Annotated in this window: 17 protein-coding genes; 10 read left to right on the top strand and 7 right to left on the bottom strand. The window is 62.6% G+C overall.

The genetic code is table 11. The features are described from left to right. Positions 1 to 203 precede the first annotated feature (203 nt). The gene (locus tag NXS98_RS11490; RefSeq protein ID WP_283845123.1) at positions 204 to 947 is read right to left on the bottom strand and encodes a DUF4412 domain-containing protein; all 744 of its coding nucleotides are present in this window, start codon (positions 945 to 947) and stop codon (positions 204 to 206) included. Positions 948 to 1,069: 122 nt separating this feature from the next. Here NXS98_RS11490 and NXS98_RS11485 point away from each other — a divergent pair, with 122 nt between their 5' ends. The 6 genes from NXS98_RS11485 to NXS98_RS11460 all read left to right on the top strand — a co-directional run bounded on the left by NXS98_RS11485 (position 1,070) and on the right by NXS98_RS11460 (position 9,258). Beyond that, positions 1,070 to 1,675, top strand: coding sequence for an RNA polymerase sigma factor (locus NXS98_RS11485; protein WP_283845122.1), 606 nt, complete (start codon positions 1,070 to 1,072; stop codon positions 1,673 to 1,675). Further along, entirely contained in the window at positions 1,672 to 1,953 is a 282-nt protein-coding gene (locus NXS98_RS11480; RefSeq protein WP_283845121.1) for a hypothetical protein, read from the top strand. The genes NXS98_RS11485 and NXS98_RS11480 overlap by 4 nt, the downstream gene beginning before the upstream one ends. After that, a complete protein-coding gene (locus NXS98_RS11475; protein WP_283845120.1) occupies positions 1,947 to 2,405 on the top strand; it encodes a hypothetical protein in 459 nt (152 codons plus the stop codon). The genes NXS98_RS11480 and NXS98_RS11475 overlap by 7 nt, the downstream gene beginning before the upstream one ends. A 361-nt stretch (positions 2,406 to 2,766) precedes the next feature. Continuing rightward, positions 2,767 to 4,608 (top strand): translational GTPase TypA, encoded by a 1,842-nt coding sequence (typA, locus tag NXS98_RS11470; protein WP_283845119.1) that lies wholly within the window; start codon positions 2,767 to 2,769, stop codon positions 4,606 to 4,608. A gap of 28 nt (positions 4,609 to 4,636) precedes the next feature. Next, the gene (miaB, locus tag NXS98_RS11465; RefSeq protein ID WP_283845118.1) at positions 4,637 to 5,998 is read left to right on the top strand and encodes a tRNA (N6-isopentenyl adenosine(37)-C2)-methylthiotransferase MiaB; all 1,362 of its coding nucleotides are present in this window, start codon (positions 4,637 to 4,639) and stop codon (positions 5,996 to 5,998) included. 254 nt (positions 5,999 to 6,252) lie between these two features. Next, positions 6,253 to 9,258: an ATP-binding protein gene (locus tag NXS98_RS11460; protein WP_283845117.1), complete on the top strand. Its 3,006-nt coding sequence runs from the start codon at positions 6,253 to 6,255 to the stop codon at positions 9,256 to 9,258. Here NXS98_RS11460 and NXS98_RS11455 read toward each other — a convergent pair. Together NXS98_RS11455 and NXS98_RS11450 are read right to left on the bottom strand one after the other, a co-directional pair. Beyond that, positions 9,162 to 9,737: a DUF420 domain-containing protein gene (locus tag NXS98_RS11455; protein ID WP_283848164.1), complete on the bottom strand. Its 576-nt coding sequence runs from the start codon at positions 9,735 to 9,737 to the stop codon at positions 9,162 to 9,164. The two genes, NXS98_RS11460 and NXS98_RS11455, sit on opposite strands and share 97 nt — an antisense overlap. Then, on the bottom strand, positions 9,737 to 10,474 hold the full coding sequence (locus NXS98_RS11450; protein WP_283845116.1) for an SCO family protein: 738 nt from the start codon (positions 10,472 to 10,474) through the stop codon (positions 9,737 to 9,739). The genes NXS98_RS11455 and NXS98_RS11450 overlap by 1 nt, the downstream gene beginning before the upstream one ends. Positions 10,475 to 10,699: 225 nt before the next feature. Here NXS98_RS11450 and NXS98_RS11445 point away from each other — a divergent pair, with 225 nt between their 5' ends. From NXS98_RS11445 to rsfS, 3 genes are all read left to right on the top strand, one after another. Beyond that, positions 10,700 to 13,153 carry a carbon starvation CstA family protein gene (locus NXS98_RS11445; protein WP_283845115.1) on the top strand — a complete coding sequence of 818 codons (2,454 nt, stop codon included), beginning with the start codon at positions 10,700 to 10,702 and terminating at the stop codon, positions 13,151 to 13,153. Between the two features lie 133 nt (positions 13,154 to 13,286). Beyond that, the gene (nadD, locus tag NXS98_RS11440; RefSeq protein ID WP_283845114.1) at positions 13,287 to 13,868 is read left to right on the top strand and encodes a nicotinate (nicotinamide) nucleotide adenylyltransferase; all 582 of its coding nucleotides are present in this window, start codon (positions 13,287 to 13,289) and stop codon (positions 13,866 to 13,868) included. 17 nt (positions 13,869 to 13,885) lie between these two features. Continuing rightward, positions 13,886 to 14,260 carry a ribosome silencing factor gene (rsfS, locus tag NXS98_RS11435; RefSeq protein WP_283845113.1) on the top strand — a complete coding sequence of 125 codons (375 nt, stop codon included), beginning with the start codon at positions 13,886 to 13,888 and terminating at the stop codon, positions 14,258 to 14,260. Positions 14,261 to 14,278: 18 nt separating this feature from the next. Here the strand turns inward: rsfS and NXS98_RS11430 are convergent, their stop codons facing one another. After that, positions 14,279 to 14,587 carry a PUR family DNA/RNA-binding protein gene (locus NXS98_RS11430; RefSeq protein ID WP_283845112.1) on the bottom strand — a complete coding sequence of 103 codons (309 nt, stop codon included), beginning with the start codon at positions 14,585 to 14,587 and terminating at the stop codon, positions 14,279 to 14,281. A gap of 266 nt (positions 14,588 to 14,853) precedes the next feature. On the opposite strand from NXS98_RS11430, the gene NXS98_RS11425 reads away from it, so the two are divergent. Next, the gene (locus NXS98_RS11425; RefSeq protein WP_283845111.1) at positions 14,854 to 16,314 is read left to right on the top strand and encodes a sulfatase; all 1,461 of its coding nucleotides are present in this window, start codon (positions 14,854 to 14,856) and stop codon (positions 16,312 to 16,314) included. Here the strand turns inward: NXS98_RS11425 and NXS98_RS11420 are convergent. The 3 genes from NXS98_RS11420 to ruvB are packed head-to-tail and all read right to left on the bottom strand — an operon-like array spanning position 16,287 to position 22,103. Then, positions 16,287 to 17,426 (bottom strand): AraC family transcriptional regulator, encoded by a 1,140-nt coding sequence (locus tag NXS98_RS11420; RefSeq protein ID WP_283845110.1) that lies wholly within the window; start codon positions 17,424 to 17,426, stop codon positions 16,287 to 16,289. The two genes, NXS98_RS11425 and NXS98_RS11420, sit on opposite strands and share 28 nt — an antisense overlap. Positions 17,427 to 17,433: 7 nt before the next feature. Further along, a complete protein-coding gene (locus tag NXS98_RS11415; RefSeq protein ID WP_283845109.1) occupies positions 17,434 to 21,057 on the bottom strand; it encodes a PAS domain-containing protein in 3,624 nt (1,207 codons plus the stop codon). Between the two features lie 29 nt (positions 21,058 to 21,086). Then, the gene (ruvB, locus tag NXS98_RS11410; protein ID WP_283845108.1) at positions 21,087 to 22,103 is read right to left on the bottom strand and encodes a Holliday junction branch migration DNA helicase RuvB; all 1,017 of its coding nucleotides are present in this window, start codon (positions 22,101 to 22,103) and stop codon (positions 21,087 to 21,089) included. Positions 22,104 to 22,186 lie beyond the last annotated feature (83 nt).

Here is a 22,186-nt window from a genome sequence, read left to right as displayed (position 1 = left end):
CGGCTTATGCCGGGGACGCCTGCGTTCAGGGAATCCTTTGCTTGTTCCGGTTTCACAACGTTATCAGGAGGGGGTGCCATGTCCGCAGAGAGGTAAATGGCTCGAGGCGAGCGCCTTCTGAACGGGCAATGTCCGCCCTCAAGTGCCCCAATATATCCACGCGGCCGCCGCTTGACAACTCAAGGACAGCCTGCGGCGGCGGTTTACCGCGGCACCTGCATCTGCTTCATCATCACGCCCTGCATCAATTCCATCATGCCGGCGTATTTGGTGAAATCGTCTGGCACCGCGAATTGGCTGGCGGCCGGGCGGTCCAGTTTGATGTCTTTGTAGAGGATGGTGATTTCGTTGCCCTTCTCGGTGGTTTGGATTTTGACGGGAAAGTCTTTGAGCTTGGCGGCCTGCCAGACGAGGGCCTCGCGCTTTTTGCCCTGGTCATCCTCGAAGGTGTAGCGGTACTTGATGCAATCGTGGCCTTCCACCTTCTCTTCACCCAGCTTGGTGCGCTCCATTTTGGGCTCTTTTTCCAGTGCTGCCGCCTGTTCTTGGGGCAGGGGCATGTCAGCGTAGGCCTTGGCGGTGGGGTAGATAAGCTGCACACGTTTGGCTTTGGTGTCCACGATGGTGGAGATTTTGTCCATCCCCATCCCTTTTAATTGGGCAGCCATGTCGGGGGGGACGTCCGGCCCTTTGATTTGCCCCAAATCCATGTCCATGCGGATTTTGTCGTCGAGCATGGCAAAGTTGGCCGCGAGGGTGGTGACGCCCTTGGCCTCTTTGAGCGCAATGTCGGACTTGGCACTGAAACCTTTGATGTCCCCAAATAATTTGGTGAACGCCACATCAAAGGCTGAACCGGGATTCGGGCCGCCGATTTGCGGGTAACCCGTGAGGGGCAGGGCAAGGATGGCAACCAGGAGGACTGCTGGCCGGAATAGATTTTTCATAAATGTCGGCCAAACATAGCCGCTTTTGGTCTTTTAGCCAGCAAATAATGGGCCGTTTTGGAGGAGGGTGCGCGCTCATTTTTTAGTAACACCCCCGCCTGCCCCTTCGTTAAATTAACCGGGTGCCCTGGGATGCAGAGGCTCAAGTCGAAGCTGCGGATGCCGACCTTAAACGCTGGGCGCAAGCCTGGTTGCTCCGGCGCGACGAGTCGGCGGCGCGCGCCTTGATGCAGGCCCTTTATCCCACGGTCATGGCCATCATCCGCGCGCGGCGCATTCCGCCGCCGGCGGAAGAGGACGTGGCGCAGGAAGTATTCATCAAGTTTTTTGACAAACTGGGCGCCTGGCGCGAGCGCGCTCCGCTGCGGCATTGGCTGGCACGGATTGCCACCAATCAATGCCTGGATTATTTGCGGGCCGAGGTGCGCAATAAAGAGCTGCGCCTGGCCGATTTGACCGAAGAAGAGGCGCAGGCGCTAGAGCAGAGTTTGGAATCGCCCGAACGGCTGGCCGACCTGCAGGCGGGCACGGTGGAGCTGGCCCGGAAACTCCTCTCCCGGCTCGCGCCGGAGGAGCGGGTGGTCATTGAGATGCTGGACCTGGAAGGGCGGACGGCCACTGAGGTGCAGCAGTTGACCGGGTGGTCCAGCGTGGCCATTCGCGTGCGGGCTTTCCGGGCGCGGCGTAAATTAAAGATTTGGATGCAACGCATGGGGTCAAAGTTATGAAAACTGGCCAATCCCCCTGGCAACATTTGAGCACGGCCGCACGGCGGCGCTGGCCCACACCCGGGCCCGCAGGCGAGCCGCCGCCGGGCTTTTATACGCGCGTCTTGTCGCGCTTGTCCGCCGCGCCCACGGTGTCTTTGGAGTTGTGGTGGCAGATGTCCGTGCGCGCCCTGCCGGTGGCCACGCTCATTGTATTGCTGTGCTGGTTCATCCTGCCGGTCAATGAGTGGGAGCCTGATTTGACCGAAGTGGTCATGGAGGAGGCTTTGACATGGTGAACTGGGTGGCATGGAAAACCGGCCTGGCCCTGGTGGCCCTCTTTGGCCTGGGAATGGCCGCGGGGGTGGTAATTGGCCAGCGTAGCGTCAGCCGGCAGGAAACGCCGGCGACTTCCGCCGAAATCCTGACGCCTGCCGCCACCAACAAACCGGCGCGCACAGATAATCTGACGCGGCGCTGGGGAGAGAGCCGCAAGGCCAGTTACCTGCGCGCCATCCGGCCCACGGCGGAGCAGGCGGAAGCGCTGGAAAAACACTTCCAGGTTTTCACGCAGGAAGTGGCCCGCATCCAGTCCAATACGCGGCAGGAATTGCAGCAGGCGTTGCGCCAGTTGCATCGCAACATTGAGGCGGAATTAACTCCGGCCCAGCGCCGCGCCTTTGCGGAGCGCCTCCGCAAATTGGAGAAGCCGGATAAACCGGAAAAACCGGAAAACGCTCCGGGACGGTAGGGGTGCCAGGTTCCGGAGGCATGGCTCTCAAGCTTCCCGGCAAGGGGTTCTTCGTTCAGCGGGAGAAGGCATGCCCGTGGTCCTCTCTCCACGAAAAGCTCATGAAAATGGGCCTTGCATGGCGTCAAGGTTCGGCGGCGGGCCGTCCCCCAGGAACAGCGTCGGCAACCGCTCTTTTCGGGGGCCTGGTGGAGGGGGGCAGGGAATGGTGTTTTGCCGCCACTTGACGTTTGGCGGAAAAAGGGCACACTACGCTGCCCGCCGGGGTCAGCGCATCCCGCGGCGTCACGGAGGCAGCCAAACCCTGGCCTTCGGTGTATATTAGGCAGGCGGCCATTCAGCCGCCGCCGTCAGTAATTTTATGCAGCATATTCGCAATATCGCGATCATTGCCCACGTGGATCATGGCAAGACCACGTTGGTGGATTGCTTGTTGAAACAGTCGGGCACCTTCCGCGCCAACCAGGCCATTGCGGCCGAGGAGCGCATCATGGATTCCATGGATTTGGAGCGCGAGAAGGGCATCACCATCCGCGCCAAAAACGCCGCCTTCAAATACAAAGACTACCACATCAACATCGTGGACACGCCGGGGCACGCCGACTTTGGCGGTGAAGTCGAGCGCATCATGAACATGATTGACGGCGTGCTGCTGGTGGTGGACGCGGCGGAGGGGCCCCAGGCGCAGACGCGCTTTGTGCTGCGCAAGGCGCTGGAAGCCGGCGCCAAACCCATCGTGGTCATCAACAAAATTGACCGCGAGAACGCCCAGCCCCACCGCGTGCTGGACCAGGTGTTTGATTTGTTCCTGTCGCTCCATGCCACCGATGAGCAACTGGATTTTCCGGTAATTTACGCCAGCGCCAAGGACGGTTACGCCCGGGAAAAGCTGGAGGACACCACCGACCACATGGGGCCGCTGTTTGAGGCCATTGTCCGGCACATCCCGCCGCCGCGAGCCCGCGCAGGGGAGGGTTTTCAACTGCTGGTGGCCAACCTGGATTACTCGGATTATCTGGGCCGCATTGCTTTTGGCAAGATTTACAGCGGCAAAATCAAGGTGGGCGACAATGCGGTTTGCCTGCACGGCAACGGCGTGAAGACGCCGGGCAAAATCACCGCCATTTTCCACTTCGAGGGCCTCAAGCGGATTGAAGTGCCCGAGGCGCATGCCGGCGACATTGTGGGCGTGACCGGCTTTGAAGAGGTGTTCATCGGCGAAACCATTGCGGATTCCGAGGAGCGGCCCGCCCTGCCGTTTGTGCCGATTGACCCGCCTACCATCCAAATGCAGTTTGCCGTGAATGACGGCCCGCTGGCCGGCACGGAGGGCAGCCTGGTCACCGCGCGCCATCTCAAGGAACGCCTGCTCAAGGAGCTGCGCACCAATGTTTCCCTGCGAGTGGAGGACACGGACGCCCCCAATATTTTCAACGTCAGCGGCCGCGGCGAAATGCAAATCGCCATTCTCGTCGAGCAGATGCGCCGTGAGGGCTACGAAGTGCTGGTTTCCCGGCCCGAAGTCATCTTCCGCCAGGACGCCGCGGGCAACCTGCTGGAGCCGATTGAAAAGATGTTCCTGGAAATCCCCAAGGAATACATGGGGGCGGTGCTGGAAAACCTGTCCAACCGCAAGGCGGAAATCACCCACATGGACCATCACGGCGAGCACGTGACCATCGAGGCGCTGATTCCCATGCGCGGCCTCATCGGCTTCGAGACGGACCTGGTCAACATGACCCGCGGCCTGGGGGTGATGAGCCACCTGTTTCACGAGTACGGCCCTTTCCGCGGCGAAATCATCTCGCGCAAAAACGGCTCGCTGGTCAGCATCGAGGACGGCATCGCCACCGCGTACGCGCTGAACATGAACCAGGAGCGCGGCCGGTTGTTCATCGAGCCGGGGGACCGCGTGTACAAAGGCATGATTGTGGGCGAGAATGCGCGGGAAAACGACATTCCGGTCAATCCCTGCAAGACCAAGCACCTGACCAACATGCGCTCCCAGGGCGAAGGCAAAGGCATCCAATTGGAGCCGCCTTTGAAGATGTCGCTGGAACGTGCCCTGGAATATATTGGGCCGGACGAGTACGTGGAAGCCACGCCCAAAAGCTTGCGTTTGCGCAAAAAGGAATTAGATGAAACCAAACGCAAGCGCGCCGCCCAGAAAGGCGGGGTGCGCGTGATTGCGCCGGCGGCTTGAACCCTGCGCCCATGGCCGAGGCCTGCAGATGCCCAGCGTTTATATTAAAACCTACGGCTGCCAGATGAACGCCCGCGACTCCGAAGCCGTCGCGGCCCAACTGGTGGCCCGCGGCTATACCCTGGCGCCTTCGGAGGAGACGGCCGACGTCATTTTGCTGAACACTTGCAGCGTGCGCGATTTTGCCGAGCAAAAGGCGCTCAATAAAATGCGCTCGCTGGTGGCCGAGCAAAAGCGCCGCCGTCCGGGCGTCGTGGTGGGATTTCTCGGTTGTATGGCGCAAAGCCGCGGCGCCGCTTTGCTGGACCGCCTGCCGGATGTGGATTTGATTCTGGGCACGCAAAAGTTTCACCGGACGGGCGAGTACCTGGACGAGCTGCTCAATGGCCAGCGCGCCAAGGCTGTGGACATTGGCGAGGAGCCGGCCAGCGAGGGCAAGATTCGGGAGCATCTCCTCTCAGGCAGCGGCCCCAAGGCGCCCACCGCCTTTGTGAGCATCATGCAAGGGTGCAACCAGTACTGCACTTTTTGCATCGTCCCCTACACTCGCGGCCAGGAACGCAGCCGCCCGCTGGAGGACATCGTGGCCGAATGCCGCGAGCTGGTGCAGCATGGGGTAAAAGAAATCACGCTGCTGGGGCAAATTGTTACCAGTTATGGCCGCCGCATGATTCCCATGCGCGACGGCAAGTCGCCGTTTGTGCAACTTTTGGAGGCGGTGCATGAAATTGAAGGGCTGGAACGCCTCCGGTTCACCGCCCCCCATCCTAAAGGTTACGGTGACGATTTGGTGGAGGCCTACGCCCGCCTGCCCAAACTGGCCGAAAGTGCCCATCTCCCCGCCCAAAGCGGCAGCAACCGCGTGCTCAAGTTGATGCACCGCGGCTATACCCGCGAGCGTTTTTTGGAAATTGTGCGGAAACTGCGCCAGGTCAACCCCGGCATGGGCATTGCCACAGACTTGATTGCGGGTTTTCCGGGCGAAACGGAGGAAGATTTTGAGCAGACGCTTTCGCTGGTGCGCGAGGCAGAGTTTGACCAAGCCTTTTTGTTCAAGTACAGCCCGCGCCGGGATACACCCGCCGCCATGATGGAAGGACAACTGCCACAGGAAGTTAAGGAAGAGCGTCATGCACGTCTCATGGCAGTGGTCAACGAGGTGGCAGCCCGCCGTTATCAGGCCATGGTGGGCAAAACCGTGGAAATCCTGGTGGAAGGCCCTAGCAAGCGCAACCCGGCTCGTCTCATGGGCCGGACGCGGTGCAATAAAATTGTGATTTTTGAGGGGTCAGAGCGGCACATCGGCCAGCTTTTGCCGGTGCGCATCACCCGTGCTGGCAATTTCGCTTTGCACGGGGACCCGGCCATCCTTGGCTTGGAAGCGGAATAATTCCCAACAGCCTAGGGACTTCTGGCCCTAGCCGTTGTTCTTACCTTCGCCATGGAGCAGGTGGGAGCAGGGACCAGCCCGTCCCATTTGATTCCTTAACCTTCTTGCACATCCCCCAAGGTCTGGCCAAAGTTGAGAAATATCCACAAAGGCAGGGAACATTCGGACAGTCAACTCTACAAAGCAGGAAACGGCATGTAAAATGCTGTTTTTAAGGGTAAGTGGAATGTGTCGGAAACATATTTCGGACGGGCATGGCCTTGCTGGTCTGGTTCGCCGCTTGCGCGGGCTGGACTGCGGGGGCTGCCCCTGCCGAAGAGGCTGTGCCCGGCAGCTCGACACTGCTCACCAACATCCAGCAAGTTCGGAAGCTGCCGCTGGAGATGGCCGCGCGAGGCTTGCCGGTTCGAGTTCAGGGGGTGGTGACTTACGCGGACCCGGCGTGGCGGTCCTTTTTTATTCAAGATGAAACTGCCGGCATTTATGTGGGGGATGTTGGCAACAATTTCCTCCCCATGGCGGGGGACTGGGTTGAATTGGAGGGCATTACCTTGCCTGGACATTTTGCGCCTATAATTGGGTATCGGCGGGTGGAGCGTTTGGGCATCCAACCTCTGCCCAACCCGGTGGTGGTGCCTTTATTTCAATTGGTCAGCGGGGCTTATGACAGTCAATGGGTGGAGGTGGAGGGTGTGATTCGTGCCGTGTACACAGACGAATACCACCTGCGTCTCAAAATGGCTGGAGGAGGTTACAACTTCGATGCGCGAATTCCGCGGAATCTGGTGCAAAATTTGCCCCAGCAATTAATCAATTCGCGGGTGCGTGTCCAGGCCGCTTGCGGCACGATTTTCAACAATCGGCGCCAGGCCATCGGCATGCAATTGTTCATCCCGTCCCTCAACCAGGTCAGGGTGCTGATTCAGGAGACGATGGATCCCTTCACGCAGCCGGCGCAGCCCATTTCCGGCCTGCTGCGGTTCAACCCGGATTTTGGCCCCCTGCAGCGGGTAAAAGTTGCGGGGGTGGTCACACTCCGGCTGGCTGATGGGTCCTTTTTTGTGCAGGACAAGAGCGGCGGGGTGCGCGTGCGGCCGGCCACCTCCGAGGCGGTGAAAGAGGGCAATCAGGTGGAGGTGGTGGGCTTCCCGGTGGTTGTGAATTACTCGCCGGAATTGGTGGATGCGCAATTCCGCCATGGCCCGCCGGGCACCTGGCCGGCGCCCGTGCGCGCCACGCTCAAAGATTTGATGACAGGCGACTTTGATGGCCAGCGGGTGGAATTGGAGGGCGAACTGGCCGACATATCCCGCCTGGCCTATAGCGACCGGCTGGCCATTCGCACTTCCCAGGGATTGGTGGACGCTGTGATGGACAAGAAACTCCAGAATCTGGAACATCTCAAGCCGGGCAGCCGGGTGCGTGTGACTGGCGTGTGCTGGATTACCGCTGATGAGCAGCGCCAGCCGCGCAGCGTGGTTCTGGCGGTGCGAGCGCTGGAGGACATTGTGGTGGTGGCCTCGCCCCCGTGGTGGACGCTACAACGGGCAGCCAAGGCGCTGGTCCTGTTGGGAGTGAGCATTCTTTTGGGCGTGGGCTATGTGGCCCTGTTGCGGCGGCAGGTACGGCATCAAACCAAAATTATCCGCGAACAAATGGCCCAGGTGTCACAGCTTGAGACACGCTACCGCCATTTTTTGGAGAACGCCGCCGGCATCTATTATCAGGTGGACCCGGCCACCTTCAAACCGGTCTTTTTCCATGGGCAGGTGGAAAAAATCACGGGCTACCCCGAGGCAGATTTTAATGCCCATCGCCGTTTATGGTGGGATTTGATTCATCCAGAAGACCGCACGCGTGTGCGGGAGGAGGGACATAAATTAATGCGCCAGCCCGGGTACGTGGCGGCATCGGAATATCGCATCCTGCGCGCCGACGGCACGGTTTGCTGGGTGCAGGATATTGCCAGGAATCAACCGGATGCTGCTGGGCAGGTCAACGCCATTTACGGAGCGATTTATGACATCTCCGCCCGCAAACGGGCCGAGGAGGAACAGCAGCGGCTGGAAACGCAACTGCGCCAGGCGCAAAAGATGGAGGCCATTGGCCAGTTGGCTGCCGGCGTGGCGCACGATTTCAACAACATCCTGACGGTCATCCAGGGCAACGCCAGCTTTCTGGAGGAAGACCTCGGGCATCGGCCGGAGTTGCTCGAGGCGTGCCAGCAGATTACCGAAGCGGCGAATCGAGCGGGCGCCTTGACGCGCAAGCTGCTCCTTTTCAGCCGCAAGCAGGCCATGCAGGCCCAGGAAATCAATCTTAACGAGCTGGTGAGCAATCTGACCAAAATCTTGGGCCGTCTCATTGGCGAACACATTCATCTGCAATTCCATTATGGGCCGGGATTGCCGGCGGTGCTGGCTGACCCGGGCATGTTGGACCAGGTGATTGTGAATCTGGCGGTGAATGCTCGTGATGCCATGCCCGACGGAGGCACCTTGACCCTTGCCACCAGCGCGGTGGAATTCGCGCAAAGCGATTTGTCGGCGTATCCTGAGCGGCGCGCTGGAGAGTTTGTTTGCCTTACGGTCACGGATACTGGTTGCGGGATGACTCCGGAAGTGATGCGGCACATTTTTGAGCCATTTTTCACCACCAAGGAACCGGGCCGCGGCACCGGCCTGGGGCTGGCCACCGTTTATGGCGTCGTTAAACAGCATCAGGGCTGGGTGGAGGTGGAAAGCCAGGCCGGCAAGGGTACCACATTTCGGATATTCCTGCCCGCCCAGCCTGCGGCGCGGCCGGCGCCGGTGGCTGCTCAAACCGAGGAAGCGCCTTCCGGCGGCACCGAACGGCTGCTCGTGGTGGAGGATGAGGCACCGGTGCGCATGCTGGTGGGAGCGGCGTTGCAGCGCCGTGGTTATCAGGTGGTGCTGGCCGCCTCCGGGCCAGAGGCCCTGGAACGGTGGGAGGAATATCAAGGGCGATTTGATTTATTGCTTACCGACATGGTCATGCCGCAAGGGATGACCGGATTGGAGCTGGGACGACGGCTGCGCGCCAAAAATCCTGAACTGAAAATTATTTACATGAGCGGTTACAGCGCTGAAGCCGCGCTGGCCGAGACTTCCCAGGATTTGCGCACCCGCTTTCTGGCCAAGCCTTATGCCACCGCGGCCCTGTTGAAGCTGGTCCGCGATGTATTGGACGGTCGGCCCATGGAAACAGCCTCGGCCGGGGGCATGCAGCGCGCCCTGTAAGGTCCGGGAGATGATTGCAGCGTTGCCCCGCGCGGGGGAGGCACCGGGCGAGTTTGCGGGTATTTCACGTAGAGGAGGTAGTAAATCAACACGCCAGTGACCGACACGTAAAGCCACAGCGGCAGAGTCCACCGGGCCAGCCGCCGGTGCGCATCCCATTGCTCCTTCCAGGCGCGCCAGAGGGTGGTGAGCACCAGCGGAACAATGACCACCGCCAGCACGGTGTGCGTCAGCAAAATGACCAAATAAATGGGGCGAAACCAGGCCGGCTCCCGAAACACGGTGCGCTCGGCCTGCGCATGGTAAATCAAGTAGCTCGTCAAAAAAGCTGTGGAGGCGGCCAACGCGCTGACCATCAGCGCCCGGTGAACTTTGGGATGGCCCCGCCGGATGGCCCAATAGCCCGCCAGCAAACACAGCGTGGCCAGCGTGTTGAGGCAGGCGTTGAGGGTGGGCAGCATTTCCAAGGTCAGCGGCATCAAGGCTCCTCCAGCAAACGGCGCACGATAGCCTGCAGGTGCGGTTTGGCTTCGCGCTCCCACCGCGAACGGCCCTGCCGGGGTGCTTCGCCCTCCTCCACGTCGTCCTCCTGGGTTTCCACCACCGCGCGCAGGCGGCCGTGTTTATCCACCACCACAAACAACGTGCTGTGAATGAACAAATCGGCAGGGTTGGCGCGTTCGGCTTCCGGCACCGGCACGGCGGTCAAACGCAAACCTTGGACCGCCAGGCGGGCAATTTCCGCCTTGTCGCCGGTGAGGAACCACCAGCGCTGGGGGTCTGCCTTGACCTTCTGCCCATAAGCCCGCAGCACCTCGGGGGTATCGTAAAGGGGGTCGGTGGTCAAGGTGATGAGTTTCACGGTGGGTTCGGCTGCCCAGAGGGGTTGCAGCTCGCTCATTTGCAAGGTCATGACGGGGCAGGGGCCGGCGCAGCGGGTAAAGATGATATCGGCCACCCAAACCTTGCCGGTCAAATCATTCAAGGTAACGACCTGTCCCAACTGGTTGGTTAAAGTAAAGGGCGGCACTTGGCCAAGGACGGGCAGGGGAGCGTTGCGGGCAGCACTGGCTTCCTGCAGGCGCTGGCGGAAAAACCAAAGTAATATGACCGCCACCACCGTGATGGCGAGCAGCGTCAGCCCCAAATACAAGGTGCCTCCGCCCGCCCGAGGCGTGCGCTGCGGGGGGGTGGCTGTTTTTCCTGCCACTTGCATGACCCTGCCAATAAAGCGGGCCTGCCCCATTTGCGCAACTGGAAACAGGAAAGCGTTGCGCGGCGTGCTTGCCCGGCCCGTCCCGCGTTTGGGCCCGCATCGGCGTGGTCTTTTGGCTGCTGGTTGCGTCCCCATCGCCAATAAATTCCGGATTGGTTTTCTTTTGAATTTTCCACGGCATGTCCCCAAGATGCGGGGACTGAAAGCAAACCGGCATCACACACCATGAACGGAAAAACTTGGGTGCGCTGGCTGATCTGGGGCGGCGTGGCGGTGTTGGGGGCGGCAGCTTACGCCACGCTGGCCGCCGCCCGCAAGGAACCCATCAATTCGGGGTATCTGCTCATTGCGGCCCTGTGCACTTATGCCATTGGCTACCGCTTTTATTCCAAATGGCTGGCGGCCAAGGTGCTGGCTCTGAATGACCGCCGCGCCACGCCTTGCGAAGTGCATGAGGACGGCAAGGACTACGTCAAGACCAACAAGTGGATTGTCTTTGGGCATCACTTCGCCGCCATTTCCGGCCCGGGGCCGCTGGTGGGGCCGGTGTTGGCGGCGCAATTTGGGTATTTGCCGGGGACGTTGTGGATTTTGATTGGGGTGGTCATCGGGGGCGCGGTGCATGATTTTGTGACGTTGTTTGCCTCGATTCGGCGCGATGGCAAGTCGCTGGCGCAAATGGTGCGGGAGGAAATTGGCACCACGGCGGGGGCGGTGGGCATGGTGGGGATTCTGGCCATCATGACCATATTGCTGGCGGTGCTGGCGCTGGTGGTGGTGAATGCGCTGGCCGAAAGCCCGTGGGGAGTGTTCACGGTGGGGGCCACCATTCCCATCGCCCTGATGATGGGGTGTTATCTGCGGTTTTTACGGGTGGGCAAGGTGCTGGAAGTGTCGGCCATCGGCGTGGTTTTGTTGTTGCTGGCCGTGTGGGGCGGGCAGAAGGTTTATGCCAGCCCGGTCTGGTCCCAGGTGTTTCATCTCCATGCGGAGACGCTGGCGTGGGCCATTCTGGTGTATGGCCTGATGGCCAGTGTGTTGCCGGTGTGGTTGCTCCTGGCGCCGCGGGATTATCTCAGCACGTTCATGAAACTGGGCACCATTTTTCTGCTGGCGCTGGGCGTGTTGCTGGTGCTGCCGGAAATGCAGATGCCGGCGGTCAGCAAATTCGTGGACGGCAGCGGGCTGGTGGTGCCGGGCAAGTTGTTTCCGTTTTGTTTCATCACCATCGCCTGCGGGGCGATTTCCGGTTTTCATGCGCTCATTTCCAGCGGCATTACGCCCAAAATCATCACCCGCGAAGGCTATGCCCGCATGGTGGGATACGGAGCCATGTGTTTGGAGTCGCTGGTGGCCATCATGGCCATGATTGCCGCCTGCACGCTGGACCCCGGCGTTTACCTGGCCATGAATGTCAAGGGCGCGGGCGCGGACCCCGCGGCGGACATCCGCCAGAAAGTCAGCCAGTCCGGCTTTTATCGTTATGAATGGAATGAGGCCTCCCGCGCCTGGCTGCCCCAGCCGGTCACGGTGGATGCGCAAGCCATGACCACGCTGGCTGAGGAGGTGGGCGAGAAAACCCTTTATGGCCGCACCGGCGGCGCGGCCACCCTCGCCGTGGGCATGGCCAACATCTTTTCCCGGCTGACGCATGGCCGCTGGCTGGATATCTGGTACCACTTTGCCATCATGTTTGAGGCGCTGTTCATCCTGACGACCTTGGATGCCGGCACACGTGTGGGGCGTTATTTGTTGCAAGATTTTCTGGGGCGTCTCCATGCCCCGCTGGGCGAAACGCGCCGGTTTGGCGCCAACCTGCTGGCCAGCGTGCTGATGGTGTCCGGCTGGGGATTTTTCCTGATTCAGGGGGTGCGCGATGCGGAGGGTGGCGTGAAGGCGCTCTGGCCGATTTTTGGCATTGCCAACCAGATGCTGGCGGCCATTGCGTTGTGCCTGGGCACGACGATTCTGCTGAAGATGCAGCTTCAGCGCCGGCAAGCCGCTGCGGCCGGAGTGCCGCGCTCGCTGGCGGTGGTGCTGGTGACGGCGGTGCCCCTGGTGTGGTTGCTGGCGGTCACGTGCAGTGCCGGGGCCATCAAGGTGTTTCATCCCCATCCGCGCATGGGTTTCTGGGCGGCGGCGCAGGCGGCGGACCAGGCCCTGCCCAAACTGCAACAGGAGCTGGCCGCAGCCCGGGCGCGGGGCGACGCCCCGGCGGTGGCGCAGCTCGAGCAGCGTGTGCTGGATGCCCGGCGCAGCCGGTTCAACAACCGGGTGGACGCCGTGGTGACCGCGGTGTTTCTGGCGCTGATTGCCACCATGGTGACGTTGAGCGCGCGCACGTGGTGGCAACTGCTGCGGCAGCGGCAGCCCGCCACGCTCAAAGAAACCGAGCCGGTCTGGCTGCCGGAGTACGCGGTGGTGGAAGGCTCGCCCCGCGGGTGGTGGGGCTGGCTGGCGCTGGTGTTGCTGGCGGCCAAAGAGGTCTCCGGGCAGGCCGCCTGCGAGCGCGCGCAGCAACAGGCGCTGTGCGCGTGCGGACACCTGCACCCCGCCCCCCCGGCGGCCGCCGTGAGGCCCGGGGCGCCGGAGCCGGGGCCTCCCCTGCCTTCCCGCGGGGAAATCGTTGCGCAAATGCTGGAAAAGCGTTATGGTGGAGGAGTCAATCGTTGTTGTTGAAGCGCTGCATGAATCGTTGGATTGCCCACCCGGGCCAGGACTTGCCGGCCAAAGCCGGAGCACAACCATTCTGTGCGTCATCATGCAAGGAATGAGCGCATTTTCCGGAGGGTTCACCGCCGCCTGACAGGCCATGGAACGCATTGGACTTTTTGGCGGTTCGTTTAATCCGGTGACCTATGGTCATTTGTGCATGGCGCGCGCGGCCTGGGAAGCCTTGGAATTGCAACGCCTGTATTTCATCCCGGCCAGCCAGTCGCCTTTCAAACCCCACTCGCCCCCGGCGCCTCCGGCGCTGCGCCTGCGCTGGCTGCGCCTGGCGCTGGCGGGCTGGAGCGGCTGTGTCGTGGATGATGTGGAAATCCGTCGGGGTGGCATTTCCTACACGGTGGATACGGTGGCCGAGTTTCGCCGGCGTTACCCCGGCGCAGAGCTGTTCTGGATTTTGGGCGCCGACCAGGCCTGTACCCTGCCGCAATGGCATGCTGCGGAAACGCTGGCCGAGTGGGTGCAATTTGCCGTCTGCCCGCGGCCGGGCCAGCCGGCGCCTGCACTATCGCCGCCCTTTCGGGGGCGGGTCATCGAAGCGCCGGCCATGGGAGTTTCCGCCTCCCTCGTGCGGCAGCGCGCTGCGGCCGGGCTGTCCCTTGAAGGACTGCTCCCGGCCGCGGTGGCGGAAGATTTAATGCGGGAAAAAATCTATCACGCTCCTTAACCTCAAACCCAGGCAGCATGGATTCCAAAAAACTTGCCGTAACCATCCGCGAACTGGCCGACGCCAAGAAGGCGGAGAACATCACGGTGCTGGATGTGCGTGGCTTGAGCACGGTGACGGACTTTTTTGTCATCGCCACCGGCACCAGCGAGCCGCACTTGCGCGCGATTGCGGACGAAATCACCGAAAAACTGGAGGAGAACGCGGGGTTGCGTCCGCGGGCGATTGACGGGCAGGTGCCGACGCACTGGATGGTGCTGGATTATGTGGATGTGATTGCCCATGTCATGCGGGCGGAAGTGCGCGCCAAGTATGATTTGGAAGGGCTGTGGGGGGATGCTCCCCGGCTGCGGCCGCGCCGCAAAGCCAAGGTCAAGACGGTGGCCGGCTGAACGCCCGGCTTCTGGGGGTCATTCCGGGGAGGGCGCCTGGCCGGAGGGGCTGGGCGCTTCCGCCGCCTTCGCCATCTCCTCCAAAACGCGCCTGAACTCCGCCAGACCGGGCGCTGGGACGATGATATTGTCGCGCCGCCCGTTAACGTCCTCCGTGATGCGCAAAAATCTTCCGCGCTGATTTTCCTTGAGCGTGAAAATGAATTTCTTGCGTTCCACCACGATTTCCTCGCGCCGGAGTGTTTCTTCCGGCGCAGGCGGTCTGCTTCCCCCCGCCGATCCGTGGGATGGCCGTTGCCCGTACGATGAACGGTCGTTTGTGATCATACATCGCCCTTTTGCGGCCCAAGGCAGCGCCCTGTGCTGCTTTATAAATGTTTGCCATAATCCCCCGCTTGTCAACCGGGAATCCAACGCCTTTGACCCCGGCGGCTTCGCGCCATCAGGGAAGGACACCGCGCCCGGCGGCGTGGCCTTGCCGGCGTGGGTGGGAATGCCGGACCTCCACGGTGAAGATAATCTGCCTGGCCAAATCCTCCCGATTTTTTTGTCGCGGCCATCGCCCATTGGCGCATACTTCCGGGGTCAACCTTATGAAGCGTGCCATCCTGGGATGCCTTGGCTTGATGGCGGGGGTCTTGGGTTTGTGTTTCCCTGCCCACCCGGCCGCGCCGGCGCCGCCCAATTTTATTTTTATTCTGGTGGATGACCTCGGGTGGACGGATGCCGGGTGTTATGGCAGCCGGTTTTATCAGACGCCGCACATGGACCGGCTGGCGCGGGAGGGCATGCGGTTCACGCAAGCCTATGCCGCCTGCACGGTCTGTTCGCCCACGCGCGCGGCCATTTTGACCGGCAAATATCCGGCCCGGTTGCATCTCACCGATTGGATTGCCGGGCATCGGCGCCCCTACGCCCGGCTTAAGCCGCCTGATTGGAAAAAGTATTTGCCGCATGAGGAAATCACCCTGGCCGAGGCGCTCAAACCCCTGGGCTACGCCACCGCGAGCATCGGCAAGTGGCATCTGGGCGGCACGAATTATTACCCGGAGAAGCACGGCTTCGACCTGAACCTTGGGGGCACGGACCGCGGCCAGCCACCCAGTTATTTTGCCCCCTATAAAATCGCCACTCTGCCTGAAGGCCCGCCGGGTGAGTTTTTGACGGACCGCGAAGCCGCGGAGGCCTGCCGGTTTATCGAGGCCAACCGGCAACGGCCGTTTTTCCTGTACCTGCCGCACTACGCCGTGCACACGCCCATTCAGGCCAAAGAAGAGGTGCGGGCAAAGTACCAGGCGCGCGTGCCCCCTGGCTCCCGGCAAACCAATGCGGCTTATGCCGCGCTGGTGGAGAGCGTGGATGACAGTCTGGGCCGGATTTTGCACAAGCTGGCCGAATTACAACTGGAGCAGCGCACGATTGTCTTTTTCACCTCGGACAATGGCGGGTTGAAACCGGTGACGGATAATGCGCCCCTGCGCGACGGCAAAGGCTCGGCTTACGAAGGGGGCGTGCGCGTCATGGCCATGGTGAAGTGGCCCGGGGTGACGAAGCCCGGCAGCGTGAATGACACGCCCATCATCAGCATGGATTTTTATCCGACGATTCTGGAAATCGCGGGGGCGCCATTGCGTCCGGGGCAGGTGGTGGATGGGGAGAGCCTGGTGCCGTTGTTGCGTGGCAGCGGCAGCTTGAAGCGCACCGCTTTGTTCTGGCATTACCCGCATTATCATCCCGGCGGCGCCACGCCGTACAGCGCCATACGCGAAGGGGATTTCCGGCTGGTCGAGTTTTTTGAGGACCGCCGCCTGGAATTGTATGACCTGAAGAACGATGTGGGCGAACAACAGAATCTGGCCGCCGCCCGCCCCGAACTGGCGGCCCGGTTGCGGGCGCGCTTGGAGGCCTGGCGCCGGGAGGTGGGCGCGCAATTGCCCCTGCCCAATCCCGATTATGCGCCGGAAAAAGACCGCTTTGGCGCTGCCCCCACGCCGGCGGGCGGCGGAGAGGGGGGTGGCGCGAATCCTTACCAGCGGGCAAACTTGCGCCGGTAGGCCAGCGGCGTCATGCCTTTTTCCGCGCGGAAATACCGGGCAAAATGCTCCTGCCCCTGAAAGCCCATGGCCTCCGCAATGTGACTGATTGGGCGGTTGGTTTCCTCCAGCAAACGGCAAATGCGCTCCACGCGCACCCGCGCAATCTCGCGGCGGATTGAACGGTCCAGCAGCGCGCGAAATTGTTTTTCCAGCGCGCGGCGCGACATGCCGGCGGCGCGGGCCACCTCCGAGACGGTCAGCGGGGCGTCCGCGTGGGTGCGGATGAAGCGCAGGGCCGCGGCCAGGCGGGGGTCCTGCACCGCCAGAATATCCGTGGACTGCCGGGTGATGACGCCCACCGCCTGCGCCACGATGCGGTTGGTGGACGGCTGCTGGCCGCGCATCAGGCGGTCGAGCAGTTGCGCGCTCTCATAACCGGCGCGCTCAAAATTGACGGCCACCGAGGACATGGGCGGGGAGCTCAACTCGCACACCAACTCATCATTGTCCACCCCCAGCACGGCCACTTCATCCGGCAGGCGCAAGCCGGCCAGTTTGGCGGCTTCGATGACTTGCTGGCCGTGGTCGTCATTGCAGGCCATGATTCCCACCGGATGCGGCAGGCGCAGCAGCCACTCGGCCAGCCCCCGGCGCTCGTCTTCGCCGGAAGTGCCGGGCGGGGTTTGATAATGGTGCGCGGCCAACCCGGCGGCGGCCACGCGGGCGGAGAAACTGGCGGCGCGCTCCTCGCTCCAGGGCACGCCCGACAGGCCGTAGAAGGCCAGGTGTTTCAGCCCGCAGTTCAACAGATGCTCCGCCCCCAGGCGACCGATGGTCTCCGAGTTGGAAACCAGATTGACGACGCCCGGCACCTCATGGCGGCTGTGCCCCACCACCACCAGGGGCACGTGGTATTCCATGGCTTCCTCCACGCGGTCCACGTCCCGCATGATGATGCCGTCGGCCTGAAAGGTGCGCAGATGCGGCCAGGCTTTTTCCAGCCCGCCGGTTTCCCAGTGGCACAGCCAGCGGCCGTGGTGGCGGGCAAAGCCGGCAATGCCGCGCAACAGGCTGCGCCCGGAGGCGCGGGAGGACTCAATCAGCAGCAAAACCCGGTAGAGGCGGTGCATGCGCGGTCTAATCTTCAGCGGCGGCCTCGGGCGCCGGCGGCTCCGGCAGCGGGCGTGACTCGGGCGGTTTGGCGTGCAACGGGATGCTGGCCACAATGGTGGTGCCGCGCTCCCGCCGGCTGGCGATGGCAAAGCGGCCGCCCAGCGCGGCGGCGCGCTCGCGCATGCTGAGCAGCCCCAGCCCGTCGGTCCGCATCAAATGTTTGGGCGGCAGGCCGCGGCCGTTGTCGCGCACGCGCAGAATGACGTGGTCATTTTCCTGCGTCAGGCTCACGCGCACCCGCGAAGCCTGCGCATGGCGGATGATGTTGGTGAGGGACTCCTGGAGGATGCGGAACAACGCCGTGGCGCAGCGGGATTCCAGTTGGTCCAGCCCTTCGTCGCAGTGCACCTGGCAGGGGATGCCGGTGCGGCGCTCGAACTCCTGCGCCTGCCATTCGATGGCGGCGGGCAATCCCAGATCGTCCAGCACGCCCGGGCGCAATTCACTGGAGATGCGGCGCACCGATTGGATGGTCTGGTCCATGACTTGCATCATGTCGGCCAGGCGCGCCTCGACGGCGGCCGGGTCGCGCTGGAGATTGCGCGCCACCCAGGCCAGGTCCAGCTTGAGGCTGGTGAGGCACTGGCCCAGGTCATCATGGATTTCGCGGGCAATTTGCCGGCGCTCCTCCTCGCGCACCATTTCCAGCCGGTCGGCCAGCGCGCGGAGCTGCTCGCGGGATTCGCGGATGGCCTGCTCGGCGCGCTTGCGCTCGGTGATGTCCAGGGCGAGCGACAAAATATGCGGCTCCCCGCCCATGTCCACGGCCGCGGCGGAAATCAGGCAGTCCATGCGGCCCTGTTTGAGGCGGAGTCCAACTTCCAGGTTGCGCACCGTCTCGCCGCGGCGCAGGGGCTCGGTGAGCTGGCGGCGCACTTCGGCATTTTCATACAGCCCCAACTCGAGGGTGGTTTTGCCGATGACTTCCTCCCGGCTCAGCCCCACGCATTGCAGGAAATAATCATTGGCATTGACAATCAACCCATCCCGCAAGCGGCTGACCAGCATGAGAATCGGGCTGAGGTGGAAGGCGCGCGAAAAACGCTCCTCCGACCGCCGCAATTCCTCTTCGGCCAGTTTGCGCTGGGTGATGTCCAGCACGCTGCACAGCACGCCAATGATTTCCCCGCTGCCGGAGCGCAGGGGGGAGTAGGTGGCCTGGTGCCAGCCGCGCCGGCCGGTTGCGGGCACCAGGTACGCTGCGTCCGCGCCTTCGCGGACTTCCCCGGCCAGGGCGCGGCGCAGGAGTTCTTCGGGGGTTTGGTCGCCCGCCAGCCAAATCATGGCCTGCAGGTATTGTCCCATGGCCTGGGCCGAGGAAATGCCCGTGATGCGCTCAAGATAGGGATTCCACAAGCGGCAGCGCAGTTGGCGGTCAAACACCGCCAGGCCGCTGGCGGCGGCCTGCACAATCGCCCGGTTGAAGTTCTCCGAAGTGCGCAGCGCCTCCTCGGCGAGATGGCGTTCCAGGACATTGGCCAGGACCTCGGAGAACAGGCGCAGCACCCCCTCGTGTTGCGGCCCCCAGCGCACCATGCCGGTCACATCATCGAAACCAATAAAGCCGCTGAAACGCCCCTGCACTGGCACGGCCACCATCAACAGGGAAGTGATGCTTTGCGCCTGCAAAATTTCCTGTTCCTGGCGGGCCTCGGGCGGCAGGCGGGAGACATCGGGAATGTGCAGAACGCCCTGGCGTTCCAACAGGTCCATGCTCCAGCGCACTCTTTCCCGGGGGAGGTTTTGCAGGTTCTGGATTTCCGGGCGCACGCCATCGGCGCACCATTCGTGGGTGTTGGAAATAAACTTGCCGTCCTCGCTGAAACGAAACAGGTAAGCCCGGCTGGCCTGGCAAAAACGGCCCAAGTCCGCCAGCGATTGCTGGATGGCCTGGTCCAGATGGCACGGGCCGACAAACCGGGAGGAGATGGCGAGCAGGGTGCTTTCAAACTCCAGCCGTTCCATCAGCGCCCGCTCGGCCTGCACGCGGCCGGTGACATCCAGCATGATGCCCACGCTGCTTTGCACCCCGCCGCGGTCTTGCGGGAGCGGCAGGATGCGGGTGTCAAACACCCGGCCATGCCACTCGTGCCGCAGCGAGACTCGTTCGCCCCGCAGCGCGCGCCGGCAGGCGGCGGTAAATTCCGGCTGGTCCTGCACCACGGTGAAGATGGAGACGCCCACCACCTGCCGAGGTTGCAGCCCCAGCGAGAGCAACACCGAGCCTTCAGCGGTCTGGATGATGCCCTCCGCGTCCATCGCCCAGAGAAAGATGGGCGCGTGGTCCAACAGGGTTTGGAGCTGGCGGCGCTGGTGTTCAATCTGCAGCTCCATTTTCTTGCGGGGGGTCACATCGCGGCCAAACAACGCCACGTACAGGACCTTTTCCCCCGGTCCGCGGACGGGATAGAACGAGGCTTCGTAATATAGCCCGCCGAATTCTCCCTCGACCGTGGTTGCCTCTCCCTGGGCCACGAGCTGTTGGAAAAAGCTTTGCGTTTCCGTTTGGATGTCCGTGGGCAAAAAGTCCCAGAATCTGCGCCCAATCAATTCCCCGGGCGCGTCCCCCAGGCGCATGGCGGCGGCGGGATTGGCCAGCACCACCCGCCCATCGGCATCGAGCAGCAGAATGCTTTCGCCGGCGCCTTCCAGCACCGCCCGCAACCGGCTCTGAAACTCCAGCAGCTCCGCCAGCAACTGGTCGCGGTCGGACTCGGCCTTTTTGCGCTCGGTGATGTCCCGGCTGAAACAGGCGAGGCAGCAGGGTTTGCCGTCCGCATCGAAGATGGGGGTGAAGCGGTGCTCCAGCCAGCGTCCGGCGCGCTGGTCTTCAAAGAACACCGAAGTGCCGGTTTGCAGGGCATGCTCGCCCCATTGGAAACGCTGGCGGGCCACTTCCGGGGGCAGAAAGTCGGCTATGCTGCGCCCCACCAAATCCTTCACTTCCAGCCCCAGCCGCTCGGCGGTGGTGCGGTTGGCAATCAGGACGCGGCCTTGGCGGTCAAGCAGCAGTATGCTTTCCCGGGCGGCGTTCAGGAGCATCAGCAACTGTTGTTGGTCCACGTTTTCCGGGCGTAAAAAACACCCCGGAAAAGGCTCATGGAGACAGCCCGGCTGTTCATTGGCGGGCGGGGCTGGATAAAGCGGTCCATTTTCGCGCAGCAGGACGGTGGTGTCTTCGGCCATGGGCATCTCGCGCAGTTGCAACAGGACCGCGGAAATCGCGCCTTCAGGGGAGGACACCGGCCGCACGAGGATGGTGAACCAGCCCGTGGCGTGGGAGTGGGTAAAGTCGAGGCAGAGATATGGCAAACGTTGCGGGTGGCCGGCAAAGGCTTGCAGGATGAGCGCCCGCAAGGCCCCCAGGTGTTCGCCTTTGAGCAGGTCGCCGAGGAATTGTCCCTCCAGGCTGGCGGGGGAGAAGCCGGCCAGGCGGGCAAAGGTGGCGTTGCCCCATTGCACTCGCAGATGACGGTCCACCAGCACCAGGCGGTCGCCCAGACTTTCCAGGAGGGCCTGGCACATGGCGGGGGTCAGCCGCTGAGCGGCGTATTGATTGCCGGCGTTGGCTGGCTCTGGCTCACTCATACAGCAGCGGTAAACCTGAGGCAGCCCCCTTAGAACAGGCTGCCCTGCCGGCTGGCGGGCTTAAGTCCGAGTCGTTTCATGGCCAGCTCGGTAATGACCCGTCCCTGGGGGGTGCGATGGAGATAACCTTCCATGATCAAATACGGCTCATACACTTCTTCGAGGGTATCCGGTTCTTCCCCCACGGCCACGGCGAGGGAGTTGATGCCCACCGGGCCGCCGCCAAACTTGACCATGATGGTTTCGAGGATGCGCTTGTCCATTTCATCCAGCCCGTAGGCGTCAATCTCCAGCATGGCCAGAGCCTGATCGGCCACGGCGGCGGTGATGCGGCCGTCGCCGCGCACCTGCGCGTAATCACGCACGCGCCGCAGCAGGTTGTTGGCGATGCGCGGCGTGCCGCGGCTGCGGCGGGCAATTTCCATGGCGCCTTCCGGCTCCATGGGCACCTGCAGCAGGCGGGCCGAACGCAGCACAATCTGTTGCAGTTGCCCGGCGTCATAGTAATCCAGCCGCTCCCGCATGGGGAAGCGCGTGAGCAGGGGGGAGGACAGCAGGCCGCTGCGGGTGGTGGCGCCAATCAAGGTAAAGCGGGGCAGATTCAGCCGCACGCTGCGGGCGTTGGGGCCCTGGTCAATGATGATATCCAGCTTGAAATCCTCCATCGCCGGATAGAGGTATTCCTCAATGGTTTTTTGCAGGCGGTGAATCTCGTCAATGAAGAGAATGTCCCGCTCCTCCAGATTGGTGAGCAGCCCCGCCAGGTCGCCCGCTTTTTCAATGGTCGGGCCGCTGGTGCACTTGATGTTGACGCCCATGGCGCGCGCCAGAATGTTGGCGAGGGTCGTTTTGCCGAGGCCGGGCGGGCCGTTGAGCAGCAAATGGTCCAGCGCCTCGCCCCGCTGCCGGGCGGCGGCCACGGCAATTTCCAGCCGTTCCTTGACTTTGGGCTGGCCGGTGAACTCGGAAAACAAGGAGGGCCGCAGCGTCAGCTCCAGGGCTGCGTCCGGTTTGTTGAGTACATCGGTCACCCGTGATTGGGCCATGTTCAGAAGATGGGCCAAGGCCACGGCAGCGACAAGGGAAAAAAGCCGCCGCCCACCCCGCCGAGACGCCACGGCGAAGGCTG

This window comes from Fontisphaera persica, assembly GCF_024832785.1.
Lineage (GTDB): Bacteria > Verrucomicrobiota > Verrucomicrobiia > Limisphaerales > Fontisphaeraceae > Fontisphaera > Fontisphaera persica.
The sequence above is the reverse complement of the archived record's forward strand: the minus strand, read 5'-3'. Positions and strand labels throughout refer to the sequence as shown.

Coding starts and splice junctions, on each gene's coding strand:
- NXS98_RS11490 (WP_283845123.1), bottom strand. CDS start 947: ATGAAAAATCTATTCCGGCCAGCAGTCCTCCTGGTTGCCATCCTTGCC.
- NXS98_RS11480 (WP_283845121.1), top strand. CDS start 1,672: ATGAAAACTGGCCAATCCCCCTGGCAACATTTGAGCACGGCCGCACGG.
- NXS98_RS11475 (WP_283845120.1), top strand. CDS start 1,947: ATGGTGAACTGGGTGGCATGGAAAACCGGCCTGGCCCTGGTGGCCCTC.
- typA (WP_283845119.1), top strand. CDS start 2,767: ATGCAGCATATTCGCAATATCGCGATCATTGCCCACGTGGATCATGGC.
- miaB (WP_283845118.1), top strand. CDS start 4,637: ATGCCCAGCGTTTATATTAAAACCTACGGCTGCCAGATGAACGCCCGC.
- NXS98_RS11460 (WP_283845117.1), top strand. CDS start 6,253: ATGGCCTTGCTGGTCTGGTTCGCCGCTTGCGCGGGCTGGACTGCGGGG.
- NXS98_RS11455 (WP_283848164.1), bottom strand. CDS start 9,737: ATGCCGCTGACCTTGGAAATGCTGCCCACCCTCAACGCCTGCCTCAAC.
- NXS98_RS11450 (WP_283845116.1), bottom strand. CDS start 10,474: ATGCAAGTGGCAGGAAAAACAGCCACCCCCCCGCAGCGCACGCCTCGG.
- NXS98_RS11445 (WP_283845115.1), top strand. CDS start 10,700: ATGAACGGAAAAACTTGGGTGCGCTGGCTGATCTGGGGCGGCGTGGCG.
- nadD (WP_283845114.1), top strand. CDS start 13,287: ATGGAACGCATTGGACTTTTTGGCGGTTCGTTTAATCCGGTGACCTAT.
- rsfS (WP_283845113.1), top strand. CDS start 13,886: ATGGATTCCAAAAAACTTGCCGTAACCATCCGCGAACTGGCCGACGCC.
- NXS98_RS11430 (WP_283845112.1), bottom strand. CDS start 14,587: ATGATCACAAACGACCGTTCATCGTACGGGCAACGGCCATCCCACGGA.
- NXS98_RS11425 (WP_283845111.1), top strand. CDS start 14,854: ATGAAGCGTGCCATCCTGGGATGCCTTGGCTTGATGGCGGGGGTCTTG.
- NXS98_RS11420 (WP_283845110.1), bottom strand. CDS start 17,426: ATGCACCGCCTCTACCGGGTTTTGCTGCTGATTGAGTCCTCCCGCGCC.
- NXS98_RS11415 (WP_283845109.1), bottom strand. CDS start 21,057: ATGAGTGAGCCAGAGCCAGCCAACGCCGGCAATCAATACGCCGCTCAG.
- ruvB (WP_283845108.1), bottom strand. CDS start 22,103: ATGGCCCAATCACGGGTGACCGATGTACTCAACAAACCGGACGCAGCC.